This window comes from Paraburkholderia sp. BL17N1, from assembly GCF_003634175.1.
Classification (GTDB): domain Bacteria; phylum Pseudomonadota; class Gammaproteobacteria; order Burkholderiales; family Burkholderiaceae; genus Paraburkholderia.
This window is the reverse complement of sequence record NZ_RBIW01000002.1, coordinates 1,477,687-1,489,406: the sequence shown is the minus strand read 5'-3', so window position 1 is coordinate 1,489,406 and position 11,720 is coordinate 1,477,687. Positions and strand designations below refer to the sequence as shown.

Genomic DNA, 11,720 nt, shown 5'->3' with positions numbered 1-11,720 from the left:
AGAAGGGTACGTCACAGCCATCCACTGCACCGGGCGTTCAGGCTTTCAGGCGTTGTTCGAGAGCCGAAAGGGCGGCGTTGAGCCGTTTGACGCGGTTCGCCTGCGCCGGCACCAGCGCCGCGCCGGAAACGGAATCGATGCGGTTTCGCCAATAGGACAGCGGGATGTGGTCTGCTGCGGAGATATGCGAGATTACGTGCTCAAGATGTTCAATATCTTTTTCGAGTTGGTGATGATTCATTGCTTTCCCCGGATTACTCGTTGAACTATTTTCAATGCGTAACGCGAAGCACAAAGCGTGCCGCACTATTTTCGGTTTTCGGTCTAAACGGAAAATCCTTCCTGGCACTTTCCGCATGGACGGCAAAACCGGCAAAAGCTGCCTGCTGCTTGAATCTTGAGCCACTGAAAAGACAATACTGCGGCTCAACTTCGCGTTCCGTTAGGTGCCGCACCGACTTGGCTATTCGACGGGAATTCGCATGTTTTTAATTGCGTCCGGCGACAAGGGAAATAATATGAAGCGCGGTATTAATATCCATTGCGCATCATTGCCGCGGATAGAACCCGCATTGGATGCAGGTCTTTACGACCGCCATACGCTTTTAGCGCGACTGAAGGAAGAAAGCTTGAGGCGTTGGTCGAGCCGGCCTTGCGCCGGCGAACCGTTATTTCCCCCGGCAGGCGTAAATCAGGTTCAGCGTGCCGTTCTCAGTGGATTGACGCACGACATCGAACGCGCCGCCGCAACTTGCGCTGGCCTGCTGCGAGCAGGAGTCGGAACCGGCGGGGCACTGCACCAGCGTAGTCGCGCGGCCGTCCGGCAAAAACAGCGGCGCGCTGCTGCTGCAACCGCCCAGCGCGACCATGGCGCCGGCCGCCAGCGTGGCGCAGGCCCGGCGCGCGTAGAAGGAGAGATTGCATTTCATTTGAAACCCCGATCACGTCTTGTTTTTCGATCACGGGATTGTGCCACGCGTCAATTACGCTGCGTCAATCGCTGTCGCGGAACGTTGTCACACGTCGATGCCGTACGCCGCGATCTTCTTATAGAGCGTCGCGCGACCCATGCCGATCTGGTTTGCAGTCTCGATCACGCGGCCGCCGTTGGCGCGCAAAGCGTCGCTCAGGAAGCGCTTCTCGAAGGCCGCCATCGCCTCGCTCCATGAGGCGGGTTGCAACGCACTAGCCTGCGCGTTTGCCGCATGCGCCGTCGAAGGCACCTCCGGCAAGGGCGCATTCGGACGGTACGCGCCGCCGCCGTGCGCCGAGCCGATAAACGACGCCAGCGCCCGCGCATCTATCCGCTCATTGTCGGACAGCATCACCGCACGCTCCAGCGTGTTGCGCAACTCGCGCACATTGCCAGGCCAGCCGTACGAGCACAGCAACCTCAGCGCGTCGTCCTGCAATTCGAAGTGACTGGCGCCGCGCGCCTGGGTCGACAGATCTTCAAGCATGGCGTAAGCCAGCGCCTCGATATCCGAGGTCCGTTCGCGCAACGGCGGCGCATGGATCGTCAGCACGTTCAGCCGATAGAACAGGTCAGCGCGGAACCGCCCGGCCGCGACCAGCGCAGGCAAATCGGCCGAGGTCGCCGCGATGATCCGGACGTCGGCGCGCACGATCCGGTTCGAGCCGAGCGGTTCGAACTCCTTGTCCTGCAACACGCGCAGCAGCTTGCCCTGCAAGGGCAGCGGCATATCGCCGATTTCGTCGAGGAACAGCGTGCCGCCGTTCGCCAGCTCGAACTTGCCGACGCGCCCTTTGCGATCCGCGCCAGTGTAGGCGCCCGGCGCCGCACCGAAGAATTCGACTTCGAGCAGGGTGTCGGGAATCGCCGCGACGTTGACCGTCACGAGCGGCTGATTCGCGCGCGCCGAGCCGCCGTGGATGGCATGCGCAAGCAACTCCTTGCCGGTGCCGGTTTCGCCGAGCAGTAGCACCGGCGATTCGAGCTGCGCGGCGCGGCGCGCCTGGCGCTTCACTTCGAGACTGGCCGCGCTCGTGCCGACGAAACTGCCGAACGTATATTTGGCCCGCCGCGCCTGCGCGAGCGACCGGCGCGTCGCGATCAATTCTTCCTGAACGCGCGAGTAGTGGGAAAAGAGCGGCGTCAACGCCTTCAGTTCGTCGAAGAGCGCAAAGCCAACGGCGCCGACCGTGGCGCCCGCATCGTCCTTCAACGGCAAACGCGTGACGACGAGCGGTTCGCGGTCCGTTTCCAGAATATCGAGCAGAATCGGTTTGCCGGTGTTGACGACCTCGCGCATCAGGCTGTTCGGAATCACCGCTTCGCAATCGCGGCCGATGGCCTGGTCCGGGTCCGAAAAACCGAAGCGCGCCGCATAGCGTTTGTTGATCCAGACCACGCGCGCGTCGGCATCGACGATAAACGTCCCTTCGCTGAAATTTTCGAATGTGCGGAAGAGCGAATCCATCGCCCGGCGCAGTACGTCGCCGTAAGTGGCAGGCAAGCCTGCCCAGTCGTTCATCATGCTGTCGCTGTCTCCGGCTATCGTTTTATTGTGCTTGTCTCATTTCGTAGACAAGCTTATCTCATCGGCGAGATCGCCAGCAAGCCCATGACATAAGGGTTTAACCTTGGTTTGACCTAATTTCAGCCATTTTGCGTCCCGTTTTGGAGACGTTTGGGTACAATCGCCGCGATCACGTTTTGAACTTCGGCCTGCGAAATCAGGCGGCTGGCCGTTGCCGCTGATATGGCACGGAACCTGCGTTTGCGGGCGCCGTGCCGCCGCACCTTCGAGACGGCGACCATGTAGAACAACCAAGCTTTGGAGACTCAATGTCCTTTGTCATCGTCCTCGCCGCGCTGGCGTTTTTGATGTTTGCCGCCTATCGCGGCTACAGCGTCATTCTATTTGCGCCGATCGCCGCGCTCGGCGCCGTTCTGCTGACCGATCCGGCAGCCGTCGCGCCGGTTTTCACCGGCATCTTCATGGAGAAGATGGTCGGCTTCGTGAAACTCTACTTCCCGGTGTTTCTGCTGGGCGCCGTGTTCGGCAAGGTTATCGAACTGTCGGGTTTCTCGGAGTCGATCGTGGCCGCCGCGATCCGCTATATCGGCCGCTCGCGCGCCAATGCGGTGATCGTTGCGGTGTGCGCGCTGCTCACCTACGGTGGCGTCTCGCTGTTCGTGGTGGTGTTCGCGGTCTATCCGTTCGCCGCCGAGCTGTACCGCCAGAGCAATATTCCGAAGCGCCTGATGCCCGGCGCGATCGCACTCGGCGCGTTCTCCTTCACCATGGATTCGATGCCGGGTACGCCGCAGATCCAGAACATCATCCCGACCACTTTCTTCAAAACGACGTCGTGGGCTGCGCCCGCACTCGGCGTGATCGGCTCGCTGTTCATCATCGTGGTCGGCCTGACGTATCTGGAATGGCGCCGCCGTGCGGCGATGGCGACCGGCGAAGGCTACGGCACGGAACTCGTCAACGAGCCGGATCGCGTGGAATCGAAGCAACTGCCGCATCCGTTGCTGGCGGTTGCGCCGCTGGTTCTGGTGGGCGTCGCGAACTTCCTGTTGACCCGCTGGATTCCGAATTGGTACGGCGCGTCGTACACGGTTGCGCCGGACATTCTGCCGGGCATTCACGCACCGGTCACGACGACGATCAAGGCCGTGGTCGCCATCTGGGCCGTGGAAGGCGCACTGCTCCTCGGCATCATCATGGTTGTCGTGACGGCGTTCAACCGGGTGCGCGAACGCTTCGCGATCGGCACCAAGGCTGCGGTGGCGGGCGCGCTGCTGGCTTCGTTGAACACCGCGTCGGAATACGGTTTTGGCGGTGTGATCGCCGCGTTGCCGGGCTTTCTGGTAGTCAGCAACGCGTTGAAGAGCATTCCCAATCCGCTCGTCAACGCAGCCGTGTCGGTGAGCTCGCTGGCGGGTATCACGGGTTCGGCGTCGGGCGGCATGAGCATCGCGCTCGCGGCCATGTCGGACACCTTCATCAAGGGCGCGGAAGCGGCACATATTCCGATGGAAGTGCTGCACCGGGTCGTCGCCATGGCGAGCGGCGGCATGGACACGCTGCCGCACAACGGCGCGGTGATCACGCTGCTGGCGGTGACGGGCTTGACGCATCGACAGTCGTATCGCGACATCTTCGCGGTCACGGTCATCAAGACGATGGCGGTGTTCTTTGTGATCGCAGTCTATTACGCGACTGGTTTGGTCTGAGCGGGCGTGTGTTGGGCACGATGCCGGCAACGCGCCGGCGTCCTGACTTTTGATCGGTTACCTTGTCATCCCGACAACCGTTCTTACCCAGCACACCCTGTCATGAGCTCAGCGCCCTCTTTCTGGATGATTCCCACAGCACCCACGCCGGTCGGCCCGTTCTCGCATGCTGCCGAGGCCGACGGCTGGGTCTTCCTGACCGGCCAGATGCCGACCTGCCCGACCGACGACACGGCGCCGCTTCCCGAAGGCGTGGTCGCCCAGACCAAGCGTGTGATGGACAATCTCGTGCTGGTGCTTCAAGGGCTGGGCCTCGGACTGCAAGACGTGGTGGCGGCACGCATCTTCCTGACCGAATTCAAACGCGATTACGCGCCGATGAACGAGATCTACCGCGCCTACTTTCCTGCCGGTGCGCTGCCGGCACGAACCTGTATTGGCGTCACCGGGCTTGCGCGCGAAGCGCTGGTCGAGATCGATTTCATCGCCAAACGGCCGGGCTGAGCGCGCCGAGCCGAATGGCGTGTCAATGCGTCGACTCCTCGTCGAGTCCGTAGTGATCGGATAAGGCGTCGTGTAGCGAGATCGCGAGTTCGTCCATCTCGGTGGTCCAACGTCCGCTGTCGTTGCATAGTCGCTGCAGCCGCCGGCATTGGTCGACGAACCGCGGTTCCTGCACGACGACAAACGCGCCGCTCGCGCTATGCGCCCAGCCGGCCAACGCCTGCAGGTCTTCCGCTTCGACGATCGCAAGCAGCCTGGGCAGATCTTTTTGCAAGTGCTCCTTGAGCATCGCCCTGTAGCGCGCCCTGTCGTCCGTGCTGAGCGTGCTCGCGGCGCTGGAAGCAGGAACCATGGGTTCGGCTGGCGCTGCGTTCTCGGGTACAGCCAGCGCCGATGCCTGTGCCCGTCCCTGAGCCCCCGCCGGCGCCACCGCCAGCAACGCGGCTTGCAATTCGCTGAGCGACGCCGGCTTGGGCACATATCCGCTAAAGCCGTGCTCGCGCCAATTGCGCGCCTCTTCATGTTCGGCCACGGCGCTGAAGGCCAGCACCGGAACGGTCGCATTCAACTTGCGCAAGGCGGCCAGCAGCTCGTAACCGTCCATCTCCGGCATGTGGATGTCGGTCAGCACCACTTCGAAACTTGCCTGTTGGAACATTCTCAGTGCTTCTTTACCGTCGTGCGCGATCGTCGGCGCGCACCCCAGCTCGACCAGTTGTTCGTCGATCAGATTCTGGATCAACGGGTTGTCTTCCGCGACGAGAACGGGCAGACCTCGCAGCGCCGGATAGATTCCCGCCGAATCGCCCATTGCGGACGCCGGAGTTGGAGCGGCAACGGCAATCGTGTCCCCGCGCGCCAGATCGACCGCCGACCGGATCGCCGAGCGGCTGAATTCAGTCACCTCGAACACGCCGTCGCCGCGCGCCTCGGGATGGTGCGGACCGCCACGCGTGATCCACACGACGCCGACCGGCTGCAGCGCGCGCAGAGCGGCAATCACATCGAGATCGTATTCGCCGGTGACGACTAACACGTCCGGCCGGTTCGCGCGCAACCACGCCTGCGCGGCGGCCGATGAGAACACGAGGTGTCGGGCCCAACCCTCGCGCTGGAACCAGCAGTTGAGGTTTTCACCGACTTCCTGCTCCACGGACAGGATGAGCATCGTTCCGTGCTCCTCACAAACCGTTGCCGGCGCTCGCGAATCGACGGGAGGCTTGGTGAGCGGAATCGATATGCGGAATGCGCTGCCCACGCCGCACACACTCTCCGCGGTAATCTGACCACCCATCAGCGCGCACAGGCGCGCACAGATCACCAGCCCAAGACCCGTGCCGTCGGCTCCCCGCGAAGCACTCTGTTCGCCTTGCGCAAAAGGTTTGAAAAGCCGCGCCAGCGTTTGCTCGTCCATCCCGGCGCCCGAATCCGAGATCCGGCAAACCAATACCGCGCGGTCCGGCGAATCGTCCGTTACTTCTGCGCGCAGCGTGATCTTGCCCGCTGAGGTGAACTTGAACGCATTGCTCAGCAAGTTGTTGACGATCTGCGCGATGCGCATGCGATCGCCGATCAAGGTCTGCTCGAGAGTCGGAGAGAAGATCGCATAGAAACGGATCGAGCGATTCCCATGCATCGGCGCGTAGGAGAGCGCAATGCTTTCGAAATCGTCGATCAGACAGAACGGCTCCGTGACCAGCAACATCGCGCCGGCATCGATCTTCGAAAAGTCAAGAATGTCGTTGACGACGCGGCGCAGCGCACCCCCGGCAAGGCCCAATGTTGCGAGCCGTTGCGAATGCGCTTCGAGGCCCGGCGTGCGAGCCAACAGCTCAAGATTGCCGAGCAGCGCGTTCAACGGCGTACGGATTTCGTGGCTCATGGCGGCGAAGAAATTCGTCCGCGCACGCATCAGTGCCTCGGACGTTTGCTGTGCCTGCCGCAATTGCTGTTCGAGCATGGTCTGCGCCGTCACGTCGAGAATCGCGCAAAACAGCACGTTCTCGCCAGCGTAACGTGCCGGCGCATAAATGAATTGCAGAAACCGTGAGGACGCGCCGCTGTCCTGATCTGGCGGCGGCGAGGTTTGCGGCTCGTTTCGCTGCGTCGTTGTGGACGGATGCGAAGACTGAGGCGGCATCTGCGCCGGCCGCGTGGGCACGACGAAAGCAGCGACTCGCGCAAACGACATGGCCGACGGCTGATCCGGCGCCTGAACCAGAAATTCGCCGACGATGTGCCGCGGGAGCCGGTTGCCGTCGGCCTCGATCCCGAGCAACTCGATCGCCAGCGCGTTGGTGGTCAGGACTGAATAGTCGCTCTGCCGGACAATGCACAAGCCGACCGGCGTCGCGCTAACCAGAATGTGGTTGAGCATCTCGCTTTGCAGTGCGCGGGAAGTCTCCGCAAACGAATTGCGCAGCAACCGCAGCCCGAAATAGCGAGCCGTCAGCACGATTGCTATCAGGACGAGCGCTGTCAGACAGCCTAGCACCGTCAGTTGCCAGCCGAGCGCGGCGGCCAGCGCGCCCCACGGCACGTAGCCAACCAGAAGGCCGAAGCCCAGCCCCAGTGGCTCGTGAAAAATCACGCCCTCACGACCGTAGTGAAAGATCCGGGTGGGGGTAGCGGCGGCTGCCTGTTGCACCAGTTTGATGATCGATGCATCTAGCGGCATCGACGACACGACGACGCGGTGGTCCGCCGTCATCAGCAGATTCACGCCCTCGTGGTCAGGCGGCGCCATACGCAACGCGAGCGCGTCCAGCGGAAGGCTCGTGCTGATTAGCACGGTCGGCGTGTCGCCGTCATAGTAGGCGCTCACCACGGAAACCACCTGGCGATTCTGCAGCGGATCACGGTACGGTCCGAGCCAGATACGCTCGCCTTTTGCCGGCACGCGCCTGCCGGTTTGCGCCTCGATCTGGCGCTCGAGCGTCTCGCGCAGCAAGCTCACGATCGGCGGTTGCGGCGCTGGCATTGCGGCCTGATCGTGCCCGCTGGCCGGGTCCGCGAGCGGATGAGTCAGCGAAGGCAGAATGGCTGCGTAGTCTTCATTCAGCCCGATCAGCGTTGCCCGTTGACGGATTTCAAAAGCCTGCTGGGTCACGAGCGTCGATTGCGCCGCTTCGTAGAGGCGCCCGAGTTTTTCGCTCAATTGCGAGCCCCAGGCATTGCGCGTGGTTTCGCCGACCACAATGTCGAAATTCGAGTCGACACCGTCTGTCTTGCCGAGCGCTACGCCGGTCTTCAGAATCGCCTGCTGTATGGCGTCCGGGGCGCTCCGCCCGCCGGATGGGCCATAGTAATAGTCGAGCGTCAACGCGTCGCGCCTCAGGAACGACTCCTCCTGGTGGATGAGCAGAGAGATGTCGGTGGCGTTCTGCGACGCGAGGACCCGGCGATACTCGAGTTGCTTGAGCCCAGCGACGACAGTCAGCACCAGCGCGAAGATCAGCACGAGCAGCATCAGCGAACCGATCGTCGCCAGGTAGAGCCGCTGTTGGCGCTTCGCGCTCTGCGCGAGCGTGGCGAAAGCCTGCGCTAATGACTCTTGAGTACGGTCGAGGATTTTCTGCATCAGCTCGCGAGTGTGGCGCGTGGGTGGCAAATTCGCGCAGGCAGACCGCTGCGAAACCGGGACTGGATGCGTCCGCAGTCCTCATACCGGCGCAGTGTAGTCCTTTTGAAGGTATAGCGCGACGCATCCGGCACTGTTTCACGCCGCCGTCCACGACGCGTCAAACAACCCTGTATTAACGGCGTCGGCCTGCCTAAACCTGAGTGGTTTACTAGGAAACCCTAAAGGGCAAGGGGTCAATTGCCGTTATTGCTTGCAAACATGTAAGCACCGCGCCCACGCGCGGGCTAGCTCAGCAAGGAAAGCCATGCGCAACAACCAGCCTGTCAGCGGGCACGAGTACGAATTTCCGTCGTCACACATGCTTGTTTCGGCGACCGACCTGACCGGTCGCATCCAGTACTGCAATCCGGCCTTCATCGCGGTCTCGGGTTTTACGCGCGACGAACTGATCGGCCAGCCGCACAACCTGATCCGCCATCCAGACATGCCGCGCGAAGCCTTTGCCGACATGTGGGCGACGATACGCGATGGCCGTCCCTGGACTGCGCTCGTGAAGAACCGCCGCAAGAATGGCGATCACTACTGGGTGCACGCCAATGTCACGCCGGTGGTCGAGAAAGGCGCGGTCGTCGGCTATTTGAGCGTGCGCGTGAAACCGGTGCGCGCCGCGGTGCGCGCCGCTGAAGCGCTCTAAGCACGCATGCGCAGCGGCGAGTCCCGCGGCGTGCAGCTGCGCCGCGGCGTGATCGTGCGCACCGGCGTGCTGGGGCGTCTGCAGGCGCTGATGCGTCTGCCGGTCGCGACGCGCGCGGCGTTCGGCTACGCGATCACGCCGCTGGCGCTGCTGCTCACCGGCCTCGCCGCATGGCGAGGCGCGCCGCCCGCGCCGTTCTGGATCGGATTCGGCGTTGCCACGGCGCTCAGCATCGCCTCGTGGCGAATGCTGACGCGGCAACTCGCCGCACCGATCAACGACATGTCGGGATTCGCCACGCGTCTCGCCGCCGGCGATCTGACGGCTGATCTGCATATCGCGCGTCACGACGACCTCGGCGACGTGCTGCAAGCGCTGAATCAGTTGAAGGCGAATCTCGCGGCGATCGTCTACGACGTGCGCGCCCAGATCACCGGCATACTGGACAACGCGCGCGAGATATCCAGCGGCAATGTCGATCTCGCGAGACGCACGGAATTGCAGGCGGCGTCGCTCGAAGAAACCGCCGCTACCATGGAAGAACTGACCACGACCGTCCAGGCCAACGCCGATGCCACCGTGCGCGCGCTCGATCTGGCGAAAGAGGCCCAGGCGGCGGCCGCGGCCGGCGGCAAGATTGCCGGCCAGGTGGAGCAGACCATGGCGGGCATCACCGCCGCATCGCGGCGTATCGCCGACATCACGGGCGTGATCGACGGCATTGCGTTCCAGACCAATATTCTCGCGTTGAATGCCGCCGTCGAAGCGGCGCGAGCGGGCGAAGCAGGTCGTTCGTTTGCCGTCGTTGCGGGCGAAGTGCGCATGCTGGCGCAGCGCTGCGCGGCGTCGTCGAAGGAAATCAAGTCCGTGGTCGAAGCAAGCGCATCCGAAGTCGCGGCCGGCACCGAACTGGTTGCACGGACAACTTCGCAAATGCGCGTAATCGACGAGGCAGTGGGCCGCGTGTCGTCGATCATCGTCGACGTGGCGAACGCGAGCAGCGAACAGGCCGACGGGATTCGCCAGGTCAATCAGGCGGTCTCGCATCTGGACGGCGCCACGCAGCAGAACGCCGCGCTCGTCGAGCAGGCGGCGGCCACGGCGCAGCGCCTGGCGGAACAGGCGGACGTGCTGGATGAAGCCGTGCGGCTGTTCACCGTCGCCGACGCAGCGCCGGCTCGACGCGCTGCCGCCACAAAGCGTCAGGCGTTCACCGTCGAAGCAGCGCCGACGCCCGCGCCTGAGATCAAACGACACCACGCGCCAGTCATCGCAGAAGATGCCGAGCAGGAAGAAGCCACATTGATCTGATAGATCGGCGTTACTCCCACCTCGACAGTCCAGTATTGACGCAGCACGATGGCACCGTCAGCGCCCAGTTGTTTGCAAGGGCAAGCTGACCCGAGTAACAACGGCGTTTAGCGGCCCGCCCCCTCTGTGGACGGGCCTATTTTTTTGGGCTGGCGCTGGTGCGCTGGTATATATCCAGTTGAGTCACGCGTTTCGTGCCGCCACGAAGACGCGCAAGCGCGTCCTCCCATGCCGATTCCCACCACCGGAGGCCGACGTGATTCCTTCCGACCCGCCACGCATCAATCCGCTGTCTTCGCACCTCACCGCCATGGCGCGCAACAACGCATGGTCAAACCTGCGTCTCTACCGCGCCTGCCTCACATTGACCGACGAAGCGTTCGCCGCACGCAGGGTGAGCTTCTTCCCGTCATTGCAGTTCACGTTGAATCACATCCTGCTAGTGGACCGTTACTACTTCGACGCGCTGATCGGCGGCGGCGCAGGTCTCACCATTTTCGATAACGAACTGCCCTATCCGCGCGCAGCCGACCTGTGGGATGCACAGGCGCGGAGCGATCAGCAACTGCTGGCCTTCTGCGAATCGTTGACTGACGACGATCTGCCACGCGAAGTCCAGATCGACCGTGGACCGTCGGTTGGGATACAACGCGAGCAGATCGGCAGCGTACTGCCGCATGTTTTCGTCCATCAGATTCATCATCGCGGACAAGTTCACGCGATGATGAGCGGCACAGAGGCCGCCCCGCCGCAGCTCGACGAGTTTTTTCTCGCCGCCGACGCACCGCTGCGCGCTTCCGAGCTCGGCGATCTGGAGACGATGCGCGAGTCGCAAACCACGCCGCCCCGCGCCCAATTCCCCTAACCGGAACGCGCGTCAACTGCGTGACAGTCATGGAGAAGATTCGCACCGGCACGGGGCACGAAAAATGCATCCGTCGTTACCGGGAGTCGCGTTAAACTGGTTGTCACGGCAGGACGTCACGATGGGCGCTGCCGGGCGCGCCGCGCCAGTCAACGCGCTCGGCGGCGCAAGCCATGCAGGCAGGCGAACGGGCAAACGTGACGGCGGCGCGACAGACGCCGCCCTATCCTGCCCGTACAATAGTTCGATCATCAACGGAACGAGGACAACTTCGATGCGCACTACCGGGTCTTCCGGGTCAATGGCCCTGCTCACCGAATACGACGACGCAACGGCGCGCGAACTTCGCTCGCTGCGCCTCGAATCGACAGAAGACGGCAAAGGCATTCTTTTGATCGAAGTCGATGAGCGCAAGCCAGGCATACACCGCGAAGTGCGCTACGAAATCACGCCGGCCGAACTGATTGCTGCCATTCGCGCACACGGCGCGGAATTGCCGGGCGAACAGCACAATCATCGTCAATGAGTTTCGTCACGCGGCATTGCATCTCTG

General features: G+C 62.9%; 8 protein-coding genes and 1 pseudogene. 5 read left to right on the top strand and 4 right to left on the bottom strand.

The genetic code is table 11. The features are described 5' to 3' along the window. Positions 1-37: 37 nt before the first annotated feature. The 3 genes from B0G82_RS26645 to B0G82_RS26635 all read right to left on the bottom strand — a co-directional run bounded on the left by B0G82_RS26645 (position 38) and on the right by B0G82_RS26635 (position 2,498). Positions 38-241, bottom strand: coding sequence for a hypothetical protein (locus tag B0G82_RS26645; protein WP_106281630.1), 204 nt, complete (start codon positions 239-241; stop codon positions 38-40). 427 nt (positions 242-668) lie between these two features. Further along, the gene (locus tag B0G82_RS26640) at positions 669-929 is read right to left on the bottom strand and encodes a hypothetical protein (protein ID WP_116146866.1); all 261 of its coding nucleotides are present in this window, start codon (positions 927-929) and stop codon (positions 669-671) included. An 87-nt stretch (positions 930-1,016) separates the two neighbouring features. Further along, positions 1,017-2,498, bottom strand: a complete 1,482-nt coding sequence (locus tag B0G82_RS26635; protein ID WP_121309586.1) for a sigma 54-interacting transcriptional regulator — start codon at positions 2,496-2,498, stop codon at positions 1,017-1,019. Positions 2,499-2,809: 311 nt separating this feature from the next. On the opposite strand from B0G82_RS26635, the gene B0G82_RS26630 reads away from it, so the two are divergent. Together B0G82_RS26630 and B0G82_RS26625 are read left to right on the top strand one after the other, a co-directional pair. Then, complete coding sequence (locus B0G82_RS26630) at positions 2,810-4,210, top strand: GntP family permease (RefSeq protein WP_121309585.1); 1,401 nt, start codon at positions 2,810-2,812, stop codon at positions 4,208-4,210. 102 nt (positions 4,211-4,312) lie between these two features. Beyond that, entirely contained in the window at positions 4,313-4,714 is a 402-nt protein-coding gene (locus B0G82_RS26625; RefSeq protein WP_121309584.1) for a RidA family protein, read from the top strand. A gap of 22 nt (positions 4,715-4,736) precedes the next feature. Here the strand turns inward: B0G82_RS26625 and B0G82_RS26620 are convergent, their stop codons facing one another. Next, positions 4,737-8,294, bottom strand: a complete 3,558-nt coding sequence (locus B0G82_RS26620; RefSeq protein WP_121309583.1) for an ATP-binding protein — start codon at positions 8,292-8,294, stop codon at positions 4,737-4,739. Between the two features lie 307 nt (positions 8,295-8,601). On the opposite strand from B0G82_RS26620, the pseudogene B0G82_RS26615 reads away from it, so the two are divergent. From B0G82_RS26615 to B0G82_RS26605, 3 genes and pseudogenes are all read left to right on the top strand, one after another. Further along, positions 8,602-10,302, top strand: a pseudogene (locus tag B0G82_RS26615) (methyl-accepting chemotaxis protein). 256 nt (positions 10,303-10,558) lie between these two features. Beyond that, positions 10,559-11,167 (top strand): DinB family protein, encoded by a 609-nt coding sequence (locus B0G82_RS26610; protein ID WP_121309582.1) that lies wholly within the window; start codon positions 10,559-10,561, stop codon positions 11,165-11,167. 274 nt (positions 11,168-11,441) lie between these two features. Beyond that, the gene (locus B0G82_RS26605; protein WP_007178686.1) at positions 11,442-11,693 is read left to right on the top strand and encodes a hypothetical protein; all 252 of its coding nucleotides are present in this window, start codon (positions 11,442-11,444) and stop codon (positions 11,691-11,693) included. Positions 11,694-11,720 lie beyond the last annotated feature (27 nt).